This is a genomic window from Roseateles subflavus (assembly GCF_030285365.1).
GTDB classification, from domain to species: Bacteria; Pseudomonadota; Gammaproteobacteria; order Burkholderiales; family Burkholderiaceae_C; genus Roseateles_B; species Roseateles_B subflavus.
The window spans coordinates 265,801-290,261 of record NZ_JASVDS010000005.1; the positions used below are offsets into that span (position 1 = coordinate 265,801).

The following is a 24,461-nucleotide window of genomic DNA, read 5'->3' on the forward strand; positions in this document are numbered from 1 at the left end:
CGGGGATCGGGGGCCTGATTCGAGGCACCGGCTCGGACTTCAAGAAGGGGAATGGTGTGGCACATGCGCTGATCGTGGATGACGATGGCGACGCGGCGGAATCCTTGCAGGCGCTGATCGCGGCGGAGCACTTCACGGTGTCTGTCGCCTACAGCCTGCGCGATGCCCGGCGGCATGTCGCGATGCAGCCCCCGGATCTGGTGCTGCTGGACCTCGAACTGCCGGACGGCAACGGCATGGACCTCTTCACGGACGCCCAGCTGGTCGCCAACTCCGAGATTGTGCTCATCACCGGGCACGCCTCGCTCGAGACCTCCATCCAGGCGCTGCGCCTCGGGGCGGCGGACTACCTCGTCAAGCCCATCAACCTGCGCCATCTGCAGGGCGTGCTCTCGCGCGTGATGCGCCCGGCCGTCCTTCAGGCCGAAGTGGCGGACCTCCATGCCCACCTGGCGCAGGCCGGCAATTTCGGCCACCTGTGGGGCCGCGCCCCGGCCATGCTGCCGGTCTACGAGCAGATCTCGCGCGTGGCGGGCACGGGGGTGTCGGTCTTCATCCAGGGTGAGAGCGGCACCGGCAAGGAGCTCGTGGCCCAGACGGTGCACGACCTGAGCCGGCGCCGCAAGAAGCCCTTCCTGGCGGTGAACTGCGGCGCCATCTCGCCCAACCTCATCGAGAGCGAGATCTTCGGCCACGAGAAGGGCGCCTTCACGGGCGCGGACCACCAGCATCAGGGCTTCTTCGAGCGCGCCTCCGGCGGCACGCTCTTCCTTGACGAGCTGACGGAGATGCCGCTGGAGCTGCAGGTCAAGCTGCTGCGCGTGCTCGAGACGGGCCGCTACATGCGCGTGGGCTCGACGCAGACGATGGAGGCCGACGTCCGCGTGATCGCGGCCTCGAACCGGCCGCTGATCCAGGCGGTCGAGGCGGGGAAGCTGCGCGAGGACCTGCTGTACCGGCTCAACGTCTTCCCGATCGAGCTGCCGCCGCTGCGCGACCGCCTGAGCGACGTCCCCCTGCTCGCCGGCCACTTCCTGCGGGCCATCTCGGCCAAGGAGGGGCAAGCCAAGCAGTTCAATGCCGCGGCCATGGAGCGCCTGTGCCGCTACCGCTGGCCGGGCAATGTGCGCGAGCTGCGCAACGCCGTGCAGCGGGCCTATGTGATGGCCAGGGGCGAGATCATCAACGAGCAATGGCTGCCGGCGGCGGACCTGCCGCCGCCCGAGGGCGCCGAGGCAGGGCTGGCGGTGGACCTCGCACCGGTGCCGGTGCCGCCGGCGGTGTCGGCCGCCTTCCCGACGGAGCCCGCGGCGGTCCCGGCGGAGTCTGCCGGCCTGGGCGTGCCCGGTCTGCCGGCCCGGGGCGTCGCAGGCCGGGAGTCGGAGCCGGGCCCTGCCCCTGGCGCCAGCGTGCCGGACGCCCTGGTGCTGCCCATCGGCTGCTCCATGGCGGAGATCGAGCGGCGCTTCATCCTGGCCACGCTGCAGCACTACAAGCAGCACAAGGAGCGCACCGCCGCCGTGCTGGGCATCAGCCTGAAGACGCTTTACAACCGCCTCAAGGAGTATGCGGCGGCGGACGGCGGCGCGGCCTCGTCCAGTGATGCGGAGCTCGGCGGGCGATCCTGATCCGGTGCCGGCGCAGGGGCGGGGGCCGCCTCGGCGGGCCGGCGGCCCTGCAGCAGGGCGGCATAGCGCTGGCGCATCAGCGCGGTGACGGCCGTCCAGTCCAGGGCGCGGGCCCGCGCGAGTGCGCGTTGGCGGCGGGCGGGGTCGGGAGCGTCCAGCGCCGCGCGCATGGCCTCGGCCCACACGCCCGGCCGGTCCCCCCGGACGGTGAGGGCCAGGTCCGCCCCCAGCTCGCCCAGGCCCGCCTGGTCGCACAGCACGACCGGCACCCCGCAGGCCATCGCCTCCAGCGCCGCCAGGCCGAAGGTCTCCTGGTCGCCGGCATGGACGAAGGCATCGCAGCTGGCCATCAGCTGCGCCAGGCGCGCCGGCTCGCGCTCGGGCGGCAGCACGCGCACCTGCGGGCCTTCGGGCACGCAGGGACCGGCACCGACGCACACCAGCAGATGGCCCGGCCCCAGGGCGCGCACCGCGGCGGCCAGCAGCGGCAGGCGCTTCTCCGGGGCGAAGCGGCCACAGTAGAGCAGCAGACGCGTGTCGGCATGAACACCGAGCGCCTGCTTCAGCCAGCGCGCGCAGGTCTGCGGATGGGCGGCCGGGCGGAAGATGCGACCGTCCACCCCCAGCGGCTGGTAGTCCGCCTGGGGCAGGCCCCAGTCCTGCAGCTGGGCGACCAGCGCAGGGCTGGGGGCCAGGACGGCATCGAAGCCGCCGTACAGCGCCACCAGGTAGCGCCGGGCGCGCTGCGCCGCCCAGCGCGCCGCGTGCCGGCCGAGGGTGGCATGCCCCCAGCGTTCCAGCAGCGCGGGCAGGTGGCTGTGGCAGAAGGCGACGGCGGGAATGCCCAGCCGCTGGGCGGCCTCGCGGGCGCCCCAGCCGAGCACATAGGGATCGGCGGCCTCGATCACATCCGGACGCGCCTGCACCATCCGCTGGACCGCGCCGGCACGGTCGAGCACGAAACGGTAGCCGCCCGAGCGCGGCAGCCGCAGGCCGCCGCAGCACAGCACCTGCCCGGCGTCCTGCGCGCTGGCGGCCAGCAGGACCGGGTCGCCGGCAAGGTCCGGCACGAGCAGCGTGTGCCGCCAGCCGGCGGCGATCAGGTGCTGCCGCTTGGCACACAGCACGCGACGCACACCGCCCGTCGCCTGGCTGCTCCAGAACATCGTGGCATCGAGCACATGCGGCGCGGCGTGAGGGGAGGCGAGGGCCCGCGGCACCGGGCCGGCGGGGCAGGGCAGCGGGGCGGTGGCGCCCCGTGCGGGCATCGGGGGAGGAGGCAAGGGCATGGGGAGCCGTCAGCAAGTGCCGTTCCCAGTGCTGCCGGCGCCCGGCTCAGCGCCATCCCCGGGCGTCTGCGAGGATCAGCGCCCCGGCCGTGCTCCAGTGCGTCACGCGCTGCTGGGGCTCCCGCAGCGGGCCGGCCCGCCAGAGTGTCTCGCCGCCGCTGTCGAACAGCAGGGCGCGGCAGCCGGCGCGATGCCCGGCCTCCACGTCGTCCAGGGTGTCGCCGATCATCCAGGAGCGCCGCAGGTCCAGCGCCAGCAGTGCGGCCGCCTGCAGCAGCAGGCCGGGCGCCGGCTTGCGGCAGGCGCAGGCCGGCGCGCCGCGGGCATCGGGGAGATGCGGGCAGCTGAGCATGGCGTCGAGGTCGACGCCATGCGCCTCGAGCAGGCGCAGCCGCAGCGCGGCCTCCAGCCTCAGCAGGTCGGCCGCCGTGAACAGGCCGCGCGCGATGCCGCTCTGGTTGCTCACCACCACGAGCGCGAAGCCCGCATCGGCCAGCCGCCGCAGCACCCGGCCCGCCTGTGGCATGAAGCGCAGCCGCGCCGGGTCGACGTTGTAGGGCACGTTCTCGACGAGGGTGCCGTCCTTGTCGATGAACACGGCCGGGCGCAGCACGCGGCGTGTGCCGGCCGGTGGCCCGTCCAGGCGCCCGCTGCGCTCGACCAGCGGCGCCCTCATGGCCAGGAGGTCTCCCGCTCGGGCAGCACGGTGATCTCGGCGACGCAGCTGCCGGCCGGCTGCGAGAGGACGTGGCGGATGGCCCGCGCCACGGCGGCCGGCTCCTGCAGCAGTGCCGGGTCCAGCGTCGGAAAGCGGTCCAGCAGGAAGGGCGTGCGCATGCCGCCCGCCACGACGGCGCACACATGGATGCCTTGCGGCCGCAGCTCGGCGTGCAGCGCATGGGACAGGCCGAGCAGGCCCCACTTGCTGGCGTGGTAGGCGCTGGCGTTGGGCCAGGCGCGCTTGGAGGCGGTCGAGGCGATGTTGACGATGTGGCCGCCGCCGTGGTCGGCCATCCGGGCGGCGGCGTACTTGCTCAGCACGAAAGGCCCCGTGAGGTTGGTGTGCAGGATGCGCAGCCAGTCCGGCACCGTCAGCTCGTCCATCGGCGCGGTGACGTCCGTGGCGGCGTTGTTGACCAGCACGTCGAGCCGGCCGAAGTGCTGGTCGACGCGGGTCACGACGTCGATGCATTGGGCGGGGTCGGCCACGTCCAGCGCATAGGCGCGGGCCTCGATGCCGGCGCCGGCCAGGGCGGCGGACTCGTCCTCGGCGCGCTGCGGGTGCTGGTCGGCCAGCGCGAGCCGCGCGCCCTGCGCCCCCAGCTCCCGGGCGAGCGCGGCGCCGAGCCCCTGTCCGGCGCCCGTGATCAGGACCACGCGGCCGCGCAGCGGGCGGTCCTGCGTGGCCGGGCGCGCCGCCTCGCGGGCGAGGTCGTCGGGGGCCGCTGGGGTGTGGGTGTCGACCGGGGCGGTGATGGACAGGGGGCTGTTCATGATCGGGCGATGCGCGCTCAGGCGTGGAGTTCAGGACGGCGGCAGGGGAGCAGGGCGCGTGCCCGGCCCTCGCCTCGCACGCGGCCCCGCGGCGCCGGGCGGGCGTTGCCCCCGGGCCTCGGCATGCGCCTTGCCGATCGGGGCTGCCGGTGGCCAGGGCCTCCGGCCGCGCGGGGGCCGCCGGTGGGGCAGCTGATGCCCCGGTCGTCACGGCGAGCCCGCCGCGTGCTACTGCAATCCGCACACCACCGAAAGGACATCACGATGGCCATGAACCACAAGCAGGGGGGCGCCGAGTCAGCGTCCGAGGACCGTTCGCAATCGCCCGCCGACCTGGTGCACCGCGCCGCCGAGGGGGCTCACCACACGATCGATCGCCTGGAGGAACAGACCGCGCCGGCCGCCGAGAAGCTGCGGGACCAGCTGGACACCACGGGCGAGATGCTCCATGCCCGCGCCGACCAGATGCGGCAGCTGGGCCGCGAATGGCGGGATGGCGTGCGCAGCAGCGTGCGCGAGCATCCGCTCACCACCATCGCCGCGGCGCTGGCCCTGGGCGTGCTCCTCGCCAGGCTCTCCCGGTGAGGCCGTCGGCGGGCGAGACGGACGCCGCCCAGGCCCCACCGTCCGGGCAGGCGCAGGCGCCGCACGATGACTCGGCGCCGGGCGAGTCCGGTTGGCTCGGCGGGCTGCAGACCCTGGTCCTGAGCGTGCTGGGGCTGCTGGGGGACGGTCTGGAGCTGCTGTCGCTCGAACTTCAGCGGGCGTGGCAGGTGATGGAGCGGCTTCTGTGGCTCACGCTGCTGGCCTGGGCGGCCTTGCTCACCGCCTGGCTCTCCTTCTGGGCCGGGCTGGCCGTCGTGCTGACCGAGGCGGGACTGAGCGTGCCGCTGGCCTGCGCCGTCGTCGTGCTTGCGAATGCGGGCGTGCTGGCGCTGTGCCTGTCGCAGGCGCGCCTGCTGCGGTCGCTGCTGACGTGGGAGTCGCTGCGGCGGCAGCTGGTCCCGGACCCGGAATCCGGAGCGCCGGACGAGCACGCACCGCTGCGGCAGGAGGCAGGCCAGGGCGCGCGGCAGGGGAGGTCGACACCATGAGCGCAGTGCCTGGGCATGGGCCTGACCGCCAGGGCCGCCCCCCTCGCAACGCCGCCCTCGGCGAAGCGCCCTGGGACCTGCAGCTCCAGGCCGTGGAGCAGCGCATGGCGCGACGACGGCGGGAGATCCGGCACGCCTGGGGGGCGCTCGAACAGCAGACCTCTCCCCTGCGATGGGCCCGGTCCGCCCTCGTGCCCGGGGTCATCGGGCTGGCCGGCGGCGCGCTGCTGGCGCTGCTGTGGCGGCGCCGGGGGCCGGGGCCGAGTGAGGGGCCGAGCGGGGGGCGGCGTTCCTGGCGGGAACCGGCGGCCGAAGCGCCGCACCCCCTGCCGGGGCTCGGTGCCGTCCTGGTGGCCGCTGCGTGGCCCCTGCTGCGGCAAATGGTGCAGCCCGCGATCGAGCGCGCCGCCGAGGCCCAGCTGGCCGCCCTGGCGGAGCGCTGGCTTCGCCCCCATGCTGCCGGCGGGCAGGGCGACCGGCCCCCGTCGAGCGCGGGGCCCGGCGCAGCCGCTCCCTCGCACGACGCCAAAGGCAAGACATGACCCCCGCCTGGCCGCCGCCGCCGGCCTGGGCGGAGGTGTTGAGCCGCCCGCCATGCTGCTGGTGCGGCGGGGGGAGGTGCTGCAGGCCCATCTGCGGCGCGAGATGATCACGCGGGAGGCGCTGATGGCCGCGCTGCACCGGGCAGGTCTGCGAGCGCTGGACCAGGTGGACAGCGCCCGCAGGGAGAGCGACGGCCGCATCACCGTCGTGCCGAAGGACTGAGCGGCCGCGGGGCGTTCCAAGCCCGCGGGACTCAGCCGCCGTGCTCGTGCTGACGGGCTTCGTCGCGCAGCCGGCGGATCTGGTCGTGGTTGCGCTGCACGCCGCTCATCTGGCGCTGCACCACCAGCAGCACGTCGGCCGGCAATTCCTGCTGCAAGGCCTTGCGATAGCGGGCCAGCGCCGCGTCCTCGCCCCGCTCGCATTCCTCGAGCATGGCCAGGTCGGTGTAGCCCGCCAGCGTGCCCTTGACGCTGACCCAGCCGCGGTGCATGGCGCCGGCGACGCTGCCTTCATCTTCGGCCTTGCCCCCGTACTCCCGCACCAGGCGCTGCAACTCCAGCGCGCCTTCGCGGCACTCCATCGCCCGGGCAGCGAAGATCTGCCGCACCGTGGCGCTGCGCACGTGCTCGGCGCAGGCGGTGAAGCCGTGCTCGCCGTCCTTGCTGGTCTCGATCAGGGTGTTGAGCGTGTCGATGACATCGTCCTTGTCCATGGCTGGGCCTCCGGATAGTGGATTCAAGAGTGGATCAAGGGCATCGGGTCTTCATGCGCCCGGCGCCCGCCTGTCGGGCAGCAAGCCTCATGCCCGCGGCGGGCGGGCGTTCGCTCAGTGCGCCTCGGCGTCGGCGGACGGGCGGTGGCTGGCCATGGCCCGGCGCAGGGCGTCCAGCAGCTGGGACGGCGAGCAGGGCTTGCGCAGGATGATGACTCCCGGCGCCTCGCGCTGGACGTCGCTGTAGCCGCTGATCAGCACGGCGGGCAGCTCCGGGCGCAGGGCGCGCAGGGCCTGCACGAGGGTCGGGCCATCCATGCGGCCGGGCATCATGACGTCCGACAGCACCACGTCGATGCCGGCGCCGGTGCCGAAGCGGCGCAGGGCCTCGTCGGCATTGAAGACGCAGATGACCTGGCAGGAGAAGGACCGCAGCAGCGAGGCCGTGATGCGGCTGAGCTCCTCGTTGTCCTCCACCAGCAGCACGCGCGCGCCGGCCAGGCTGCCATTGGCCGGCGGGCCGCCGGCCGGCCCGGTGCCGTGGCGGTTCTGCGTGGCCGGCAGCAGCAGGGACACCACGGTGCCGCCCTCGGGCGGGCTTGCGATGCAGGCCGTCCCGCCGGCCTGCACGCAGAAGCCGAGGACCTGGCTCAGGCCGAGGCCGGTGGCGCGTCCGGCCGGCTTGCTGGTGAAGAAGGGCTCGAAGACGCGCGGCAGGATGTCCGCCGGAATCCCGGGACCGTTGTCGGCCACTTCGATCAGCACGTACTCGCCCGGTGCCAGCCCCTGAGTCTCCTCCGGGCGGGCGTAGCGCAGCGCGAAGTGCACGCGCCCGCTGCTGTTCAGGGCGTCCCGCGCGTTCAGCGCGATGTTGATGAGGGCCAGCTCCAGCTCGGACGGGTCGACCGTCACGAGCAGCAGGCTCGGCTGCAGGTCCATGCTGAGCTCGACCCGCTTGCCCAGCACGGTGCTGAGCAGCACCCGCAGGTCGTTCAACATGCTGGCGAGGTCCAGCGCCTGCGGATGCACGGACTGCTGGCCGGCGAAGCGCAGCAGGTGCTGCGTCAGCCGGCTGCCGATCTCCACCGAGCGGCGGATCGCGCCCAGCGGCACCTGCACGCCCTCGGCCTGGACATGCCGCTGGATGAGGTGGGCGCTGTTGCTGATGATGCCCAGCAGGTTGTTGAAGTCGTGCGCCACACCGCCGGTGAGGCGGCCCAGCGCGGCGATGCGCTGGCTGCGCGAGCTGAGCTGCTCGTTGGCGCGCGTGCGCTCCACGGCCTCGCTCACCCGGCGCTCCAGCTCGCTGCGGGCCTGGCGCATCGTCTCGCTGGCGCTGACCAGGGCGCGCGAGACGTTGTCCCACTCCGCGATGCCGGTCTGGCGCTCGCGCAGCGGCCGGCCCGACTGCAGGGACTGGGCCATCGAGGTCAGTTCGTCCAGCGGCCGGGCGATGCGCCGGCTCAGCCACAGGGCGCCCGCGATCCCCGTGGCCATCAGGACCAGGGCCGTGGCGAGGATGGGCACGAGCGGCTGCGCGGCCGGTGCACCGAGGCCGCCGGGCGGCGCGATGAGCAGCACGCTCCACCCCTGCGGCGAGGTGCTGAAGAAGGCCGTTACGGGCGCGCCGGCGGGATCGGCCCCCCGGAACAGCGCCTCGTCGTGCGCCTGCATCTGCGCCTGCAGCGCCGGCCAGGTGCCGAGGTCGACGCGCGGGGAGTCGGCCCCGGCGACATGCGTGAGGTCCTGACCGCGGCTGTCGAGCACGGCGGCCCGCCAGCCCGGCGGCAGCTCCTGGCGATCGACCAGGCGCCGGATCTCCTGCGGCAGGAGCGTGACCTCGACGTTGGCCAGCACCTGCCCCCGGCGCTCGACCGGCTGCAGGAGCGAGAGATGCGCCGGCACGCCGGGGGGCAGGGCCTGGCCCTCGACGAGCCCGTCCACCACCGGCCGGTTCGCCAGCGGCGACGCGCCCGGTGCGCGCGGCTGGCGCGAGCCCGGTGGCGCGGCGGCTGGTGTGTCACCCCCGACGCCGCGGGTGCTGAACAGCACCTCGTCGGCCGTGTTCAGCTGCACCCAGCCCTCCAGGCCCTGCATGGCCCGTGCGGCCTGCTCCTGCAGGCGCTGCAGCGGCACGGCGTCGAGGGACGGGAGATGGTCCAGCTCGCCGGACAGCGCCAGCACACGGGCGATGGTCGCGCGCTGCGCCAGCTCGCGGTCCACGCTCATGGCGAGCGCCCGCGCGTCGTCCCTCAGCTGGCGGGCCTGGCGTTCCTCGCTGGCGCCCCAGGCCGTCCAGAGGGAGGCCACGGTGCCGGGCAGGGCGACGGCCAGGACCAGCCACACCAGGCGCGCCCGCAGCGACAGCGCCGGCGTGACGGCGCGGCCGAGCAGATGCTTCAGCCGCTGGCCGAGCCGGCGCCAGCCCGGCACCCGCAGGGGGCTCATCGGGCGATCGACATCATCGCGTTCAAGCATGGGCCGATATCCAACACGCCAGGAGGTGACCCACTTCAACCCGGGACCTTGGGCGCCGATCGGCCGGGGCCCAGCAAGCTTCGCAGGCTTGCACAGGGGCGGCTGCTGGCAGAGAGGTAGAGTGCCACGATGCGCAGTTTACGGTTGCGACGACAGATGCAGCGCAGGCTGATCAGCAAGGGGACGGCAATCAGAGCACCCGCCAGGCCCCACAGCCATCCCCAGAAGAGCACCGACAGGAATACCGACAGCGGATTGATCGCCAGCCGGCTCCCGATCAGCCAGGGGCTCACGAGATTGCTCTCCACCGCATGGATGGCCAGGAAGCCCAGTGCCGGATGCAGCAGGGCGAGGCCGCTGGACTCCGCCATGGCCCCCGCCAGCGTCAGGGCGCCAGCCGTGGCCCAGGGGCCGATGTAAGGCACGAAGTTGAGCAAGGCCGCGGCCACGCCCCAGAGGCCGGGATTGGGCAGCGCCAGCAGGCTCATCACCAGGGCCGTGGCGAAGCCGACGCCGAGGTTGATGAGCGTCAGCGTGAGCACATAGCGGGAGAGGTCGCGCTGAAAGGCCCGCAGACCGCCCAGCACGAGCGCGCGCAGACGCCGCCGCGCGGGCAGGGCCTCGATGCAGCGGGACAGCAGCCAGTGCTCCGACGCCAGCAGGAAATAGAGCAGGATGACCGTGGATGCGGCCGACAAGGTGAAGCCCACGCCCTGAGTCAGCAGCGATCCGGTCAGGGCCACGCCTTCGCTGGCGAGCTTGGCCTTCACCGAGTCCGCGGCCTCGAGGCTCGCACCGGGGCGTCCGCTCACCCAGGGCACCAGCCCCGGCAGTTCGCCGCGCCAGCGGTCGATGCGGGACAGCACCGCGCCGATCGTCCGCGGCGCGCGGTCCCACCACTGCGCCGCCGGTTCCGCCAGCAGCGCCACGACCGTGCCGCCCACCGCCAGCAGCGCCCCCACCAAGATCGCCGCACCCAGCGGCTGGGCGATGCCCCGCCGGTGCAGCCAGCGGATCGCCGGCGTCAGCACGATGGCCAGCAGCAGGGCGATCACGACGGGCACCAGCAAGGAGCGGGCCTCCCGCAGCGCAAAGACCAGGGCCAGCAGGAACAGCCCCCGGACCGCCCACGCGTGACGCAGGACGGTCCAGGCGGTCAGGCGCTCCTGCGGCACTGCGCAGCGTCCACGGGCGGCGGCCGAGGGGCGGCGGGCCCGGCCATGACGAGGGCTAGGCGCAGGGCGGTCATTGGTCCGGCTTGCTCACGACGATGCTGTTGCGCACCCCCTTCACATCGGGCACCGCGGCCGCGATGGCACCGGCCTTGTCCTTCTCCGCCTGGCTGGTGGCGAAGCCGGAGAGCTGGACCTCGCCCTTGAGCGTCTCCACCTTGATGCGCATCGCGGCCACCGTCGGGTCCTCGGCCATGCGGGCCTTGACGCGCGTCGTGATGGTGGCGTCGTCCACATACTGGCCGACGGAGCTCTGGCCGCTGGTGACGGCGCAGCCCTGCAGCCCGCCGAGGGCGAGCGCGAGGACGGCGGTCGCCACGGCAGCGGCGCGGACGGCCCCGGCAGCGCGGGGGGCCCGGCGGAGGGGGGCGTGAGATGTCAGGGTGGACCGGCCGAGGGCCTCGAGATGCTTCATGCGTGTGCTCCTGAAGTTGAGGGAGCGGGACAGGCCCGCCGCCGGCTCGGGCAAACGCCGCGCCCGTGCCGCTGTCTTCGCGGGCGGGGGATGAGAGGAAGCGAGGCGCGGCGGCGGGCCAGCAGAAGTTGCGGCAAATCTTGCCGGTGTCGCCGGCGGCGGCGCTGGCGCTGGCGGCCCTTGTCCACGAAGCGAACGGCGGGGCCTCACCGCGACGCCGGGCTACGCCTGCTTACACACGGGACATCGACCGTCAGTGGCCCCGCGCCGCGCCCGGCAGAGCGGGCAAATCCGGCACCTGCGGCGCGGGCTGGCACGCGGTCCGCAGCGCCGGTCATCGGCCGTTGCGGAGCGGGTCGGCATGGGACTTGCAAATCACCGGCCACACGGCGCCCCTGGCGGGCGCTCCCTCACTCACACGACTGGAGCATGCCCTTGATGATCTTCCACGAACTCCGCACGGCGCAGCGGCAGACGCAGGCGCTGTCGCCCCGCCTCCAGCATGCCGTCCGGCTGCTGCAGATGTCCTCACTCGACTTCAGCGCCATGGTGCACGACCTGCTCGGGCGCAACCCCTTCCTGGAAACGGCCGAGGGGGCGGAGGAGGGCGCGCCGCTGCCGGCGATGGCCTCGATGGCCGAGACGCGGGCGGTCGATGGACACCACGACACGGCGGCCGACGTGCCGACCGAGGTCGGGCTGGACCGCCCCTTCGAGGACCGGCTCGAGAGCGTGGCGCCAGTGAGCTCCGATCTGCCGGACGGCGAGGGCGAGGGGCTGGATGACCGCGAGATCTGGCGGGCCGAGAGCGGTGGCAGCGGGCGTGCGGACGACGGCGAGTTCGGCGCGCTGGACCTCACGCCCGTGCCCATCAATCTGCACGAGCACCTGCTGGGCCAGCTGCGGGTGCTGAAGCTGAGCGTGCGCGACCGCGTGCTGGCGAGCATCGTGGCGGAGTCCGTCGATGACGATGGCTACCTGCGCACGCCGCTGGAGGAGCTGGCGCCGCTCAGTGGCCTGGACCCGGCGGCGGACGAGGACGAGATGAACATCGCCCTGCGTCGCGTGCAGGCCCTGGACCCGCCCGGCGTCGGCGCCCGCAGCGTGGCCGAGAGCCTTTGCCTGCAGCTGCCCGGCATTCCCTGCGAGCACACGCGCCGCCTGGCGGAGCGCATCGTGCGCGAGCACATCGCGCTGCTGGCCTCGCGGGACATGAACGGCCTGGCCGAGCGTCTGGGCATCACGCCGGCCGAGGCCGAGGCGGTGTGCCTGCGCCTGCGCCGCCTGGACCCGCGCCCGGGATGGCGCTTCAGCAGCAGCCATGCCGGCTACATCGTGCCCGACGTGCTGACGTCCAAGGTGGGCGGCCGCTGGCGCGTGCAGCTCAATCCGGCGGTCATCCCCAAGGTGCGCATGAACCAGATCTACGCCGAGCTCTTCCAGCGCCACCGGCGCCAGGGCGATGGCGAGATGGCCAGCCACCTGCAGGAGGCGCGCTGGACGCTGCGCAACATCGACCAGCGCTTCGCGACCATCCTCGATGTCGCGGAGGCCATCGTGAAGCGGCAGCGGCACTTCCTCGAGTTCGGGGCCATGGCCATGAAGCCGCTCGGGCTGAAGGAGATCGCCGATGAAGTGGGCATCCACGAGTCCACCGTGTCCCGGGTCACGAACAACAAGTACCTCGCCACGCCCAGCGGCGTCTATGAGCTCAAGTACTTCTTCTCGCGCGCCATCGTCAGCAGCAACGGCAGCCCCTGCTCGGGCACGGCCATCCGGGGGCTCATCAAGGACATCATCGAGGCCGAGAAACCCTCGGCGCCGCTGTCGGATGCCGACATCACCCGGCTGCTCGCCCGTCAGGGCCTCGTCGTCGCGCGGCGCACCGTCACCAAGTACCGGCAGATGCTGAAGATCGACGCGGTCGAGCGGCGACGACAGCACCACTGATCCCGGGCCGTCGCGTCATCCGCGGCGCTTGGAGGGCGTGACGGGCGGGGTGGCGGGCGGTGTGGCCGGTGTGGCGGGCGCCAGCAGCGCGTCGCGCCGTTCGGCGTCGAGCCCGGGGGGGGCATGCAGGTCGGTGTCGACCTGCCCCTGGGCGAGGTCGTCCGCGGCCTGCTGCATCACACGCCGCTGCCGGCGCCCGGCCTCGCCGCGGCCACCCTGGCCCGTCGAGGCAGAACCCGTGGACTCGTCCCGCTCGTGCGGCAGCGCCAGCTCGTGGTCATCGGCCGGCTCTGGGGAGCCGGGCGCGACCGGGCCATGGCCGCGCAGACGTGCCGGCGGGTCGGGCGGGCCGGCCTGGGGGTGGGGCTGGGGCATGACGGCCGGCGGCCGCCGGTCCGGCGCGGCGGGCTTGCGCGGTCGGTCGCTGGGGTGCGTCATCGGAGGTCCTTCGATGTGACGGACGGGGCATGTCCAGCCCGTGCCAGGCAAGCCGGACCCCGGGGGCGGGCAGGGCACACGGCTTGCTCCCGTCGGGGCGACGGCAATGGCGCCGTGCCCTGAGGAGATCGACATGATGCAAGTGAAGGTGAATGAGCTGGGTGCTGCACCGGGTCAGCCGCCGGGCGTGCCCGCGAAGGGCAAGACCTGCCCCCCGTCCACGGCGGCGCGCCCGGCGCGCGTACTCATCGTCTGTGCGCTGGCCGTGGCCTCGCTGTCGGCCTGCCAGCGCCGCAGCGAGGTGCCGGCCCCCGACAACCGGAGCGTCCAGCCCGACCTGCCCGCCTCGTCGCCCATGCCCCAGCCGACCGTGCCGGCCTCCGGCGCGAGCGCGACGCCCTGACGCCTCCCGCCCTGTCTTCGAAAGAAAGCCGGCACTCCGATGCGTGAGGCCGGCTTTCTTCATGACGCCACGCCCCGGGCCGTCGCGTCCCCGGGGCGTGGCGAGCTTCGGCGTGCGTCGTCAGCGCACGGCGGCGCCCAGGCGCTCCAGCGAGCTGTCCACCTGGCGGCGGAAGGTCGGGTCGTTGACGTCCGGCCACTGGCGCTTCTCGAAGCCCTGCTTGGCGTCGAGCTGCTCGCGCGGCACCAGCAGCACGACATTGGCCCGCTCCTGCGCCGGGAAGCGCAGGGCCTTCATCGGCAGGGTCAGCAGCTTGTCGTTCATGTTCCAGGCGCGGTCGAACTCCAGCACGGCGTAGCGCAGCCGCCCGGTGGACATCGACACGACCAGGTCCTGGATCTCGCCCGCGCCGCGGCCGTTGTTGTCATCGACGTTCTTGCCCATCAGCTTGCTCGCGCGGAGCAGATGCGCATTGGGTCGCGGCGTCATCCGGTCGGCCTCGCCGAAATGGCGGCGCACCGAGTTGCTGTAGTCGGGCGAGCCCCAGTCCGGCCAGTGGTTGCGGGCGAAGCCAGGCGCGCGGCGCAGCCTCTCCTTGTCGATGTCCAGCACCAGCTCGTCCTTGTCGGAGGCATGCCGGAACACATTGAGCGGGTAGGCGAAGAGCTTGTCGCCCACGCCCAGGAATCCGCCGAAGGAGAGGATGGCGTAGTGCACCACCTCGTTGTTGACGTCGACGATGAGGTCGTTGATCTCCCCGAGCTTCTCGCCCTGCGGATTGCGCACGTCCTTGCCGATCAGCTGGCTGACGCGGGCATCCCGGGCGGTGGCCGGTGTGGCCGGTGGGGTGGCGGACGTCTGCGGGGCGGGATGGCCGGGAACGGAGGCGGCCTGCGCGAGGGCGGCCGAGGTCGAGAGCGAGGCAGCGCCGAGGGCCAGGGCCGTCAGCAGGAAGCGGCAGCGCCCACGGCCAGGGGCTCGATGGAAGTGGTCATGCATGGGGGACTCCGAAGTTGAGGGGCTTGACCGCCGCGCGCTGGCGAGGCGGTCCCCGTTCTCCGGCAAGTCCCATTCCCATGCCCCCGTTCTTCTTCGCGGACGCATCGCGCCCGTGCACGAGATCGGCAGCCCTCAGGAACCGACCTGCTGCGACGGATCCTTCGCCGTGCCGCCCCTCGTGGTCCCGCGGGTGCGCGGGCCGGCGCGGGACGTGGCGGGAGGCCGGGCGGTGTCCGACAGCGCCTCGCCGGCGCGCGCCGCGCCGAGGCGCTTCACGGCCTTGGCCGCCACATCGCGCAGGGTGACCATGCCGACCAGGTGCTGGGACCCGTCCAGCACGGGCAGGCGCCGCATGCCGGTGTCCGCCATGCGCTGGAGCACGTCGTCCAGCGCGTCGTCCTCGTGGCAGCTCTGGACCTGCCGGGAGATGAGACCGTCCAGGCGCGTGGCGGGCGGGTAGCCCTGGGCCAGACCGCGCAGCACGAGGTCGCGGTCGGTCACCATGCCGACGAGGCGCCCGCCCTCGCACACGGGCAGCGCGCCCACCTCCAGCATCTCCATCGCCTGCGCGGCCTGCAGCATGCTGTCATCCGGCGTCAGGGGCTGTACCCCGCGCGTCATCACATCCGATACCTTGTTCATGGAGTCTCCCGGGGCGATGGCGCCGCCATCAACGCGAACGGCTGGCGAGACGCGCGCCGAGGGTCCGCGCCTGCTGCAGATGCGCCTGCAGGCTCGGCAGCGTCTGCTGGGCAAAGCGCCGGACGTCGCTGTCCGAGGCCCTGGCAGCCGCGCGCTGGAAGTCGGCGACGGCGCGCTTGTGGTCGCTGACCATCTGCTGGACGAAGGCGTGGTCGAAGTCCGCGCCACTCAGGCCCTGCAGCCGCTCCATCGTGCGCTGCGCCGAGGCGGACAGCGCGGGCGTGCCCATGCCGGCGCTCCCGCTGCTCCCGCTGTTCACGGCCGTGCCGGGTGTCGTCCGCAGGCCAGCCCCGGGCGGCGCCCCGGAGGCGGCATCGGACGGCAGGGGCGAGGCGCTGGCGGACGAGGAGGCCATGGCGGCGCCCGCGGGGCCGCTCCCGCTCGTGCTGCCCGACGGCATCCCGCGGTTCTCGGGCCAGTCCAGGCCGGCGCGGCTGCCGAGCGCCCGCAGCTCCCCGTTCACGCGGGTGTGGTCCTCCACGAGGTGCTCGGCGAAGCGCTGGAGTTCGGCGTTCTGCGCGCGGCTCTGCGCCAGACGGGCCAGCTCGACCTCCGCCGTGCCCGAGGCCAGCGCCTGGGTCAGGAACTGCTGGTCCGCGCGCTTGAGCCGGCCCCCCGAGGCGTTGTCGGCGCGCTGGCGGTCCGTCAGCACGGCGTCCGCGCCGTCGGAATGCGGCCCGGAGGCCGCGGGCGCGCGCGTCGGCTTGGACGCGCGCGGCTGCCCCTGGGTGGATGGGGGGGTGGACTGCAGGGCGGGTGCGCCCGTCAGCGGCGCGGCGACGGCGCCCGGCCACGGGCCGGCGGTGACGCCGACCAGGCTCACCACCGCGGCGGTGATGAGCCAGCGGGCCAGCGGGGTCAGACGGTGCGTTCGATGGGATGGCTTCATCGGATCCCTCCTGTCATCAGCTTTCAACATGAAGCTGGCGCGTGCCGGGAGGCAATCGGTGTGCGCGCCGGCCGCGCGCCCCGCCCCAGGCCAGCCCGATCCCGAAGGCGAGGTAGACGCGGCACAGGCTGGCGTCGCTCAGGTGCCGCTCGAAGCCCGGGCTGAGGCGCGGCGGCACCAGCACCAGGTCGACCCAGGCGGCGATGGCGCTGAGGGCGAGGGCGTTGACGAGGTCGTGGCTCGGCACCTCGCTCGCCGGCGCCGGCGGCCTCCGGCTGGGCGGGCGCGCGCGCGGCGGCGGTGCACCGGCCTGGCGGTGGCCCTCGTAGATCGCGCTCCAGAAGCACGAGGCGCCCCAGTGGATGATCGCGCCCACCAGCGTGTAGCGCGCACTCAGCCCGCACTGGCGCAGCGCGCTCTCGGGCCAGAGCCAGTGGCTGATGGCATTGAGCGGTGCTGCCCCGCTGCAGGCGTCCCGCCGGCCCTGGCGCACCAGCAGGAGGCCCGAGACCAGCGCCGCGCAGGCGCCGCGCTGCAGGATGCGGCGCAGCAGCGGGGCCGGGCCTGCCGGCCGGCTCATGCGCCGTTCGGCGGCCGCGGAGCGCGGCCGGCGCCGCATGCCCGAAGCGGCACACCTGTCGGCAAATCCTGCGGCAGAGCGGGGGACGCGTCCCGGCGGGCCCGGGCATCGCCGCGCCGCCCCATCGGCGCCGGAATCTCCGGGGGCTCCCGCACGGGGGGCGGCCTCTCGATGGGCTCCGGCTCGTCGATCTCCGGCGGCGGCGGGTCGGGCGAGCGCTGCGGCCCATGCGGCGGCGGTGACAGCGGCGGCAGCTCGGGCGGGATCGGCGGATTGATGTGGGCCTCCCACGCCGGCGGGGGGGGCAGCAGCGGGGTGATGAGCAGGGCCATGGGCATGGCCACCGGCTGGGCGAGGGGCAAGGGGGTGGTGGGCATCGGCTTCTCCTGCCACCCGGGACGGGGCGGCTCGACGGCCTGCAATCTCCGCACCCGCGCCGACTCCGGCGCGCGCCTTGCCCCCACCCGCCTGATGCCTCTGAGGAGTCCCGCCATGGCCGATCCCCGCTCCCGGCACCCGCCGGCGCCTGCCGCCACCCCTGCCGCCACGCCAGCCCGCACAGCAGCCCCCACAGCAGCCCCCACAGCAGCCCCCACGTCGTCGAGCGCCAGGGACGAGGCGATCCAGACGGGCCCCACGCCTCATCCGTCCGCCCTGCCGCCTCAGCACCTGGCGGGTTCGGGGGCGGAATCGGCGCTGGAGCCGCCCCCGCGCTATCGGGCCGAGCACTACCGCGGCAGCGGCAAGCTCGAGGGCATGGTGGCGCTCATCACCGGGGCGGACTCGGGCATCGGCCGGGCCGTGGCCGTGCTGTTCGCGCGCGAGGGCGCGGACGTCTGCATCGTCTACCACCGCTCCCACGATGACGCCCGGGAGACCGCCCTCCACGTGGAGGCCGAGGGCCGGCGCTGCGTGCTGATGGCGGGGGACGTGCGGGACCCCGATTTCTGCGAGCTGGCCGTGCGCGGCTGCGTGACGGAGCTCGGGCGGCTCGACGTGCTGGTGAACAACGCCGCCTACCAGCGTCACGCCGACTCGCTGCTGGAGATCGACCGCGAGCAGCTGGCCCTGACCTTCCAGACGAACATCGATGGCTATCTGCAGATGGCCCGGGCCGCGCTGCCGCACCTGAAGCGCGGCGCCTGCATCATCAACACGGGCTCCTCCACCGGCCTGCGCGGCAACCCCAGGCTCCTGGACTACGCCACGAGCAAGGGCGCGATCCACGCCTTCGCCAAGTCGCTGGCCCTGAACCTGCTGCCGCAGGGCATCCGCGTCAATGCCGTGGCGCCGGGGCCGGTCTGGACGCCGCTCAATCCCGCGGACCTGAGCGCCGAGCAGGTCGCCGAGTTCGGCCGCCACAGCGACATGAAGCGGCCCGCGCAGCCCGAAGAGCTGTCCCCCGCCTATGTCTTCCTGGCCTCGCCCGTGTGCGCCTCCTACATCACGGGCCTGGTGCTGCCGGTGACCGGCAGCGTCGGCGCGATCTGAGCGGCTGAACGCCCCGGGCCGCGGGGGCAGGCGCACGGATTGCCGCCTGAGGCCTTCTGTCCGCCCCTCCCCGAACGCAAGGAGCGTCCGTGCGCATCGCCTACGTCACCGAAACCTATCCGCCCGAAGTCAATGGGGTGGCCCTCAGCGTCGAGCGGGTGGTGCGCCACCTGCGGACCCGCGGCCATCTGGTGGACCTCATCCGGCCCGCGCAGGCCCACGAGCGGCCCGGGCCGGCGGAGGCGGGCGCGGGGGGCGAGGGAGACCAGTGGCTCACTCGCGGCTGCCCGATCCCGGTCTATCCCGACCTGCGCTTCGGGCTGGCCAGCGTCGCGTCCCTCGCGGCGCGGATGCAGGCCATGCAGGTCGAGCAGGTGCACCTCGCCACCCCCGGCCCGCTGGCCTGGGCCGCACTGCTGGCCGCCCGGCGCCTGGGCCTGCCCGCGAGCGCGGACTTCCGCACCAACTTCCACCAGTACACGCGCTACTACGGCCTGGGCTGGCTGAGCCCGCTCGTGGAGGCCGGCCTGCGGCAGCTGCACCAGCGCACGCAGCGCACCTTCGTGCCCTCGATGACGACCTACCGCCACCTGGCCTCGCGGGGCTTCACGCAGCTGCAGTGGCTGGGGCGTGGGGTCGACACCGAGGGCTTCTCGCCCGCCTGGCGATCGGACGCCCTGCGGCAGGACTGGCAGGCGCAGCGGGGCATCGTGCTGCTGTACGTCGGACGCCTGGCGGCGGAGAAGAACGTGGAGCTGGCGCTGAGGGCCCACGCGCTGCTGAGCCGGGCCCGCCCCGACTGCCGCATGGTCGTCGCGGGCGACGGGCCGCTGCGGGCGCGCCTGGAGCGGCGCTATCCGGCGGTCCGCTTCCTGGGCACCTTGCGCGGCGAGGCGCTGTCGCGCTGCTATGCCAGTGCCGATGCCTTCCTGTTCCCGAGCCTGTCGGACACCTTCGGCAACGTCACGCTGGAGGCCATGGCCTCGGGCCTGCCGGTGCTGGCCTTCAACACGGCGGCCGCGGGCGATCTCATCGTGCCGCGCGTCAACGGCTTCCTGGCGACCGTGGGGGATGACACGGCCTTCCTCGACGGCGTGCTGCGCTTCGCCGCGCCGCCGAGCGTGTACGAGTCGCTGCGGCGGCAGGCACGCGCCACGGCCCTCAAGCATCCGCACGCCGGCGTGCTGGCGGCCTTCGAGGCGGCGCTGCTGGCCCTGCGCGAGGCCCCGGCGCCCGCCGAGGCGCTCAAGGCCCCGGCCGTCTGAGTCCCTCTCACAGGGCCTGTCAGGCCCTGTCAGGCCGTGTCGGCCAGCAGATCGGCCAGCTGCTCCAGGCGGACGGCCTGCCGCCGCTGGCCCATGGCCGCGATGGCGACGTCGCGCCAGGACGCCCAGGTCGAGGCGTGGCCGGCATCGGCCGGGTGCAGCTCCAGGCGCAGCAGCAGGCGGTCGGACTGCAGTCGGCGCAGCGCGCCGTTCCAGGCGATGGAGGCCGCCCGCCGCCAGGCCGAGCGGCTGCTCCAGACCTGCGCCGTGCACCGCAGCGAGGGCCCCTGCGGCAGGAGCGTCACCTCGCGCAGCGTGCAGGTGTAGCGCAGCGGCTGCTCGCGCAGCGCCTCCCACGTCCCGCGGCTCATCAGCCAGGCGGGCGCCACAAAGCCGGCCGGCCGCACGCCCAGCGAGCCCATCCAGTCGCGACCCGCCCGCAGCCGGCGCAGGGCCTCGTCGTGGTCGAGCGCCGCGAACTCGCCCTCCCCGGCGGTGTAGACGCGCCGCAGCCAGCGCTGCGCGGGGCCCTGGGGCGTCAGCGGGTCCCGGTGGTCGTAGCCATGCAGCACGAGCTCGTCGCCCAGGGCGGCCCGCTGCAGCAGCCAGCGCTCGAAGGCCACGTTGCGGGGCCCGCCGTGGTAATGCGGCACGACGAGCAGGCTGAGCGGCGCGATGCCCAGGCCCTCCAGCGCCGCCACGAGGATGCGGCAGCGGGACCAGGTCTCCGGGGCGACGTCGTGGATGACGGCGGCCAGCAGCTTCTGCCCGGGCAGCAGGGCATCGGCCAGGGGGCGGGCCGGACCGGCCGCGGCGCTCCGATGGGGGGCGGGGGTGGGAGCAGTCATGGGCGCCACCGGCAAGGCGTGCGCCCAGGGGCGGGCCGCTAGCCCATCAGCCCTTCGCGGGCCAGGTGCCGGGGGCGGCCGAGGCTGGCGATGAAGGCCCCGACGACGTCCGCATCCACCCGCAGCGCGGGATCGTCGGGCGGTCCGCCACGGAACAGGCCCATCTCCGGCTCGCCGTCCAGCAGCGCCTCGGGCACGCCGGCGGCGCGCAGCAGCTCGGCGGCGTCGCCCAGCATGAGCAGGGGCTTGCCATGGCGGTACTGGTCCCGCACGAAGTCCACGAGCTCGGCCTGGTGCTGCAGCGGCAGACCGCGCCCGTCGGCCGATCGCGCGTCGGGCAGCACGAGGGCGTCCCACAGCACGGAGGGCAGGGCCTCGAGCGTGGCCTCGACCTGCAGGGGCCCGAGGGCGGGCGTGGGATCGAGCGCTCCGAGCCGATGCCCCACGAAACGCGGCACGGCGCCCGCGGCGAGGAGGGCCGCGTGCACGGCGAGCAGGCCTTCGACGTCCATCCCGGTCTGGCTGAACAGCGCGACACGGCGGCCGGCCGGCTGACCGTCGCCGGGACGGGCGAGCATCGACAGCGCGCTGGACACGGGGGCGTCGGCCGGGGCGTGGGGCGGCGTGTCGGCGCCAGCATGGGCCGGGTGGGCCAGGGTGGGGGCGGCAGGTGGCACCGGCAGGCCCAGCCCGGCGGCGACGGCGCTCGCCAGCCGGCTATCCACCGCGGCGAGCAGGGACAGCACGCGCACGCGCACCGCCGGCACCTGCACGCGGGACAGCTCGAAGCGGAAGGCCGCCACCAGGTGCTGCTGCTCGACCAGCGTCTGGCTGCGCCAGAACAGCCGCGCCTGCGCGAAGTGCTCGGCGAAGCGCTCGGGATGGGCGCGCAGCTTGGTGCCCTCGACGACCTCCGGGAAGCTCACAAAGCCCAGCCGTCCGGCCTGGAAGGGGCAGCCGCCTGCCAGCGAGTTGGGCTCGTAGGCCACCCGGCCGCGGGCGATGGCCTGCCGGTGCAGGCCGTCGCGCTGGTGGTTGTGCACCTGCGCGATCGGCGTGTTGATCGGGATCTCGTGGAAGTTGGGCCCGCCCAGGCGGGTGAGCTGGGTGTCGACATAGGAATGCACGCGGCCCTGCAGCAGCGGGTCGCTCGTGAAGTCCAGCCCCGGGATGAGGTGGGCCGTGCAGAAGGCGACCTGCTCGGTCTCCGCGAAGAAGTTGTCCGGGTTGCGCGTCAGCACGAGGCGCCCCACGGGCCGCACGGGCACGAGCTCCTCGGGCACGAGCTTGGTGGCATCGAGCACGTCGAAGTCGAAGGCCCCGGCCTCGGCCTCGGAGAAGACCTGCAGGCCCAGCTCCCATTCGGGTTGCAGTCCGGCCTCGATGGCTTCCCAGAGGTCGCGGCGGTGGAAATCCGGGTCGGCGCCGGCGATCTTCACCGCCTCATCCCAGCGCAGCGCGTGCGTGCCGGCCACGGGCGACCAGTGGAACTTGCACAGGCGGCTCTCGCCCTGCACGTTGACCAGGCGGAAGGTGTGGACGCCGAAGCCCTGCATCATGCGGTAGCTGCGGGGCAGCGCGCGGTCGGACATCAGCCACAGCAGCATGTGGGTCGATTCGGGCATCAGGGAGACGAAGTCCCAGAAGGTGTCGTGGGCGCTGGAGGCCTGCGGCATGGCGTGGTGCGGCTCGGGCTTGAGCGCGTGCACGAGGTCCGGGAACTTGATGGCGTCCTGGATGAAGAACACGGGCATGTTGTTGCCCACGAGGTCCCAGTTGCCGTCCTCGCTGTAGAACTTGACGGCGAAGCCGCGCACGTCGCGCACGGTGTCTGCCGAGCCTCGCTCGCCGGCCACGGTGGAGAAGCGCACGAACACGGGGGTGCGCTTGCCGGCCCCGGCAAAGGGCGCCGCCATCGTCAGCTCGGCCAGGCCGTCGTAGCACTCGAAGTAGCCATGCGCGCCGGTGCCGCGCGCATGCACCACGCGCTCGGGGATGCGCTCGTGGTCGAAGTGCGTGAGCTTCTCGCGCAGGAGGAAGTCCTCCAACAGGGCGGGGCCGCGCGGGCCGGCCTTGAGCGAGTGCTGGTTGTCGGCCACGCGCACGCCCTGGTTGCTCGTCAGGGCCTGCGCGCTGCTGTCCACGCGCACGCGGTCCAGCGACTCGTTGCTGGCGTTCGTGCCGGTGCGCGGCAGGCCGTCGCCGAGCTTGTGCGAGGCCTGGTGCTCGGTCAGCGTGCTGGCGGTGAGGTCGTCATGGCCGGGCGGGACCTGCTCGCCCGCGGGCGGGGTGAGCGCCTGCGCCGCACCGTACTCCGCCGCCTTGTGCCGGTTGGCGGGCATGGCCTGGGCCATCGCTTCGACGCCGGCGGCGCGCTGCAGGAGGCGGGCCTGCGCCGCTGTCCGGGTGGCCTCGAGGCCGCGCGCATCGAGCGCTACCGTCGAGGGGCCGGACACCGTGCTCAGGGCCGATCCGACCGGCGGCGCGGCCCCGGCGGCGGGCGGCGGGCGCGAGGAGGCGCGCGGGGATTTCCTGGAAGGAGAGGGGGGCTTGGCGGGCGTCATGGAAGTCCTTTGGGATGGCCCTGCAAAGAGGGCGGGCAGGGTATGGCGATTGCCGCTCCTGCCCAGGCCCGTCGCGGTTGACAGGCCACAGCACAGGACAGGCAGGAGCGAACCATGAGCAAGGCATCCACGCTGGCAAGCAAGAGTCCCGCCTCCCCGACCGGGCGCACGTACGGCCCGCGGGCCCAGCAGGAGGTCGCCAAGGCCCTGCACGAGGAAAAGCAGGGCGACCTGCACAGCGGGCGCAGTGGCAAGGTGGTGACGGACCCGAAACAGGCCATCGCCATCGGGCTGTCGCGGGCACGCAAGGCGGGGGCGAAGGTGCCCCCGCCGCCGGGCAAGACCTGACCCCAGCAGCTTGCAGGGCCGCCTCAGCCCTGCTCGCTCAGCAGGATCTCGACGCGGCGGTTGCGCTCGCGCCCCTGTTCGCTGTCATTGCTGGCCAGCGGCTCGCGGGAGCCCCGGCCGGCGACCACCATCTGGGAGGTGGGCACGCCACGGGCGGCCAGGTAGTCCCGGACCGTCTCCGCGCGTTGCAGGGACAGCGGCTGGTTCAGCGCGTCGTTGCCGCTGCTGTCGGTGTGGCCGACGATGGTGACGCGCATGCCGCCGGAGAACTCGCGCGCGAACCGGTCGAGCACCGGGCGCATGCCGGGCCGCAGGTCGGCGCGCCCGGTGTCGAAGGAGACATCGCCTGGCACGTGCAGGCGCAGCTGGTTGTCCGCGGTGCGGCTCACCTCGATGCCGGTGCCGGCGCTGGCCTGCTCCAGCGCCCGCTGCTTGTCTTCCATGCGGCGGGACCAGGCATGCCCGGCGATGGCCCCCAGCGCGCCGCCGATGACGGCGCCGGTGCCGGTGCTGCCGCCGGTGGCGGAACTCAGCACCGCGCCGGTGGCGGCCCCGACGGCGGCGCCCGTGGCGGTGCGCCGGCCGGTGTCGTCCATGGAGGCGCAGGCCCCCAGCAGGCTGCTCGCGGCCACGGTGGACCAGAGGGCAGGCCGCCAGCCCGTGCGGGCCGGGCGGGCGCAAAGGGTGAGGGGTCGGGATGGTTCGAACATGGCAGCACTCCCGGGCCCGCCAGGGGACCCATCAAATAAAAAGGGCCCGGACCCTGCGGTCCGGGCCAAGAGGGCGCGCACACGAGCGCCCGGGGGAGGGGTGACGGGCGCGGCGGGCCGAGCGAGGGCCGCCGCGCCAGGCCCGCAGGCATGGCGGCAATGCCAGCGTCGCTTACTCGCCGTCCTGTTGGGCCGGTGTCTGGCGGCTCTTGCCTTCGGCTTCCTGCTTGGTGGCGCCGGCCTGCGACTTGCGCGGCTCGTCCTGGCCCTTGCGGGCCTCGGTGCCGGGCTTCTTCTCGGCCTGGCCGTCGTTGCGGGTGTCCTTGCGGCCGTCGTGGGGGCTGTCGCTGTGGCTGTCGTTGCGGTTCTGTTGAGTCATGGCGGAT

At 73.9% G+C, this 24,461-nt stretch carries 27 protein-coding genes; 10 read left to right on the forward strand and 17 right to left on the reverse strand.

Annotated elements, in window-relative coordinates:
* The first annotated feature begins 56 nt into the window (after positions 1–56).
* Positions 57–1,628: a sigma-54-dependent transcriptional regulator gene (locus QRD43_RS17995; RefSeq protein WP_285983884.1), complete on the forward strand. Its 1,572-nt coding sequence runs from the start codon at positions 57–59 to the stop codon at positions 1,626–1,628.
* Here QRD43_RS17995 and QRD43_RS18000 read toward each other — a convergent pair.
* From QRD43_RS18000 to QRD43_RS18010, 3 genes are read right to left on the reverse strand one after another with little or no spacing between them, the layout of a single operon-like run.
* On the reverse strand, positions 1,547–2,917 hold the full coding sequence (locus tag QRD43_RS18000) for a glycosyltransferase (protein WP_285983885.1): 1,371 nt from the start codon (positions 2,915–2,917) through the stop codon (positions 1,547–1,549). The genes QRD43_RS17995 and QRD43_RS18000 overlap by 82 nt on opposite strands.
* Before the next feature lie 46 nt (positions 2,918–2,963).
* Positions 2,964–3,593, reverse strand: a complete 630-nt coding sequence (locus tag QRD43_RS18005; protein ID WP_285983886.1) for a D-glycero-alpha-D-manno-heptose-1,7-bisphosphate 7-phosphatase — start codon at positions 3,591–3,593, stop codon at positions 2,964–2,966.
* Positions 3,590–4,411, reverse strand: coding sequence for an SDR family oxidoreductase (locus tag QRD43_RS18010; RefSeq protein WP_285983887.1), 822 nt, complete (start codon positions 4,409–4,411; stop codon positions 3,590–3,592). The genes QRD43_RS18005 and QRD43_RS18010 overlap by 4 nt, the downstream gene beginning before the upstream one ends.
* A 270-nt stretch (positions 4,412–4,681) precedes the next feature.
* Between QRD43_RS18010 and QRD43_RS18015 the strand changes: the two genes are divergently transcribed.
* Genes QRD43_RS18015 through QRD43_RS18030 form a run of 4 tightly spaced genes read left to right on the forward strand, consistent with a single transcriptional unit; the run spans position 4,682 to position 6,270 of the window.
* Positions 4,682–4,996 carry a hypothetical protein gene (locus QRD43_RS18015; RefSeq protein WP_285983888.1) on the forward strand — a complete coding sequence of 105 codons (315 nt, stop codon included), beginning with the start codon at positions 4,682–4,684 and terminating at the stop codon, positions 4,994–4,996.
* Complete coding sequence (locus tag QRD43_RS18020; RefSeq protein WP_285983889.1) at positions 4,993–5,505, forward strand: hypothetical protein; 513 nt, start codon at positions 4,993–4,995, stop codon at positions 5,503–5,505. The genes QRD43_RS18015 and QRD43_RS18020 overlap by 4 nt, the downstream gene beginning before the upstream one ends.
* Positions 5,502–6,047: a hypothetical protein gene (locus tag QRD43_RS18025; protein WP_285983890.1), complete on the forward strand. Its 546-nt coding sequence runs from the start codon at positions 5,502–5,504 to the stop codon at positions 6,045–6,047. Before QRD43_RS18020 ends, QRD43_RS18025 begins: the two co-directional genes overlap by 4 nt.
* Before the next feature lie 52 nt (positions 6,048–6,099).
* A complete protein-coding gene (locus tag QRD43_RS18030; RefSeq protein ID WP_285983891.1) occupies positions 6,100–6,270 on the forward strand; it encodes a YetF domain-containing protein in 171 nt (56 codons plus the stop codon).
* Positions 6,271–6,301: 31 nt separating this feature from the next.
* On the opposite strand, the gene QRD43_RS18035 is transcribed toward QRD43_RS18030, so the two are convergent.
* From QRD43_RS18035 to QRD43_RS18050, 4 genes are all read right to left on the reverse strand, one after another.
* Positions 6,302–6,763: a PA2169 family four-helix-bundle protein gene (locus QRD43_RS18035; RefSeq protein WP_285983892.1), complete on the reverse strand. Its 462-nt coding sequence runs from the start codon at positions 6,761–6,763 to the stop codon at positions 6,302–6,304.
* A 114-nt stretch (positions 6,764–6,877) separates the two neighbouring features.
* Positions 6,878–9,241 (reverse strand): ATP-binding protein, encoded by a 2,364-nt coding sequence (locus QRD43_RS18040; RefSeq protein ID WP_285983893.1) that lies wholly within the window; start codon positions 9,239–9,241, stop codon positions 6,878–6,880.
* A gap of 35 nt (positions 9,242–9,276) precedes the next feature.
* Entirely contained in the window at positions 9,277–10,416 is a 1,140-nt protein-coding gene (locus QRD43_RS18045; protein ID WP_285983894.1) for an AI-2E family transporter, read from the reverse strand.
* Positions 10,417–10,486: 70 nt separating this feature from the next.
* Positions 10,487–10,792: a BON domain-containing protein gene (locus QRD43_RS18050; RefSeq protein ID WP_285983895.1), complete on the reverse strand. Its 306-nt coding sequence runs from the start codon at positions 10,790–10,792 to the stop codon at positions 10,487–10,489.
* Positions 10,793–11,317: 525 nt separating this feature from the next.
* On the opposite strand from QRD43_RS18050, the gene rpoN reads away from it, so the two are divergent.
* Complete coding sequence (rpoN, locus tag QRD43_RS18055; RefSeq protein ID WP_285983896.1) at positions 11,318–12,838, forward strand: RNA polymerase factor sigma-54; 1,521 nt, start codon at positions 11,318–11,320, stop codon at positions 12,836–12,838.
* Between the two features lie 15 nt (positions 12,839–12,853).
* Here rpoN and QRD43_RS18060 read toward each other — a convergent pair whose 3' ends face one another.
* Complete coding sequence (locus QRD43_RS18060; RefSeq protein WP_285983897.1) at positions 12,854–13,276, reverse strand: hypothetical protein; 423 nt, start codon at positions 13,274–13,276, stop codon at positions 12,854–12,856.
* Between the two features lie 133 nt (positions 13,277–13,409).
* Here QRD43_RS18060 and QRD43_RS18065 point away from each other — a divergent pair, with 133 nt between their 5' ends.
* Complete coding sequence (locus QRD43_RS18065) at positions 13,410–13,679, forward strand: hypothetical protein (RefSeq protein WP_285983898.1); 270 nt, start codon at positions 13,410–13,412, stop codon at positions 13,677–13,679.
* Positions 13,680–13,799: 120 nt separating this feature from the next.
* Here the strand turns inward: QRD43_RS18065 and QRD43_RS18070 are convergent, their stop codons facing one another.
* The 5 genes from QRD43_RS18070 to QRD43_RS18090 all read right to left on the reverse strand — a co-directional run bounded on the left by QRD43_RS18070 (position 13,800) and on the right by QRD43_RS18090 (position 17,226).
* Positions 13,800–14,678, reverse strand: coding sequence for a PRC-barrel domain-containing protein (locus QRD43_RS18070; protein ID WP_285983899.1), 879 nt, complete (start codon positions 14,676–14,678; stop codon positions 13,800–13,802).
* 132 nt (positions 14,679–14,810) lie between these two features.
* Entirely contained in the window at positions 14,811–15,320 is a 510-nt protein-coding gene (locus QRD43_RS18075) for a CBS domain-containing protein (RefSeq protein ID WP_285983900.1), read from the reverse strand.
* Between the two features lie 28 nt (positions 15,321–15,348).
* Entirely contained in the window at positions 15,349–16,269 is a 921-nt protein-coding gene (locus QRD43_RS18080) for a DUF4142 domain-containing protein (protein ID WP_285983901.1), read from the reverse strand.
* 16 nt (positions 16,270–16,285) lie between these two features.
* A complete protein-coding gene (locus tag QRD43_RS18085) occupies positions 16,286–16,849 on the reverse strand; it encodes a hypothetical protein (RefSeq protein ID WP_285983902.1) in 564 nt (187 codons plus the stop codon).
* Positions 16,846–17,226 carry a hypothetical protein gene (locus QRD43_RS18090; protein WP_285983903.1) on the reverse strand — a complete coding sequence of 127 codons (381 nt, stop codon included), beginning with the start codon at positions 17,224–17,226 and terminating at the stop codon, positions 16,846–16,848. The genes QRD43_RS18085 and QRD43_RS18090 overlap by 4 nt, the downstream gene beginning before the upstream one ends.
* A 115-nt stretch (positions 17,227–17,341) precedes the next feature.
* Between QRD43_RS18090 and QRD43_RS18095 the strand changes: the two genes are divergently transcribed.
* Entirely contained in the window at positions 17,342–18,340 is a 999-nt protein-coding gene (locus tag QRD43_RS18095) for an SDR family oxidoreductase (RefSeq protein ID WP_285983904.1), read from the forward strand.
* An 89-nt stretch (positions 18,341–18,429) separates the two neighbouring features.
* Entirely contained in the window at positions 18,430–19,605 is a 1,176-nt protein-coding gene (locus QRD43_RS18100; RefSeq protein ID WP_285983905.1) for a glycosyltransferase family 4 protein, read from the forward strand.
* Between the two features lie 29 nt (positions 19,606–19,634).
* Here the strand turns inward: QRD43_RS18100 and QRD43_RS18105 are convergent, their stop codons facing one another.
* Positions 19,635–20,453, reverse strand: coding sequence for a DUF2334 domain-containing protein (locus QRD43_RS18105; protein ID WP_285983906.1), 819 nt, complete (start codon positions 20,451–20,453; stop codon positions 19,635–19,637).
* Positions 20,454–20,491: 38 nt separating this feature from the next.
* Positions 20,492–23,017: a catalase gene (locus tag QRD43_RS18110; RefSeq protein ID WP_285983907.1), complete on the reverse strand. Its 2,526-nt coding sequence runs from the start codon at positions 23,015–23,017 to the stop codon at positions 20,492–20,494.
* Positions 23,018–23,131: 114 nt separating this feature from the next.
* On the opposite strand from QRD43_RS18110, the gene QRD43_RS18115 reads away from it, so the two are divergent.
* Positions 23,132–23,365, forward strand: a complete 234-nt coding sequence (locus QRD43_RS18115) for a DUF6496 domain-containing protein (protein ID WP_285983908.1) — start codon at positions 23,132–23,134, stop codon at positions 23,363–23,365.
* A 23-nt stretch (positions 23,366–23,388) separates the two neighbouring features.
* Here QRD43_RS18115 and QRD43_RS18120 read toward each other — a convergent pair whose 3' ends face one another.
* The gene (locus tag QRD43_RS18120; RefSeq protein WP_491572017.1) at positions 23,389–23,961 is read right to left on the reverse strand and encodes a YiaD family glycine zipper/OmpA-like lipoprotein; all 573 of its coding nucleotides are present in this window, start codon (positions 23,959–23,961) and stop codon (positions 23,389–23,391) included.
* A 286-nt stretch (positions 23,962–24,247) separates the two neighbouring features.
* The gene (locus tag QRD43_RS18125) at positions 24,248–24,454 is read right to left on the reverse strand and encodes a hypothetical protein (protein ID WP_285983910.1); all 207 of its coding nucleotides are present in this window, start codon (positions 24,452–24,454) and stop codon (positions 24,248–24,250) included.
* Positions 24,455–24,461 lie beyond the last annotated feature (7 nt).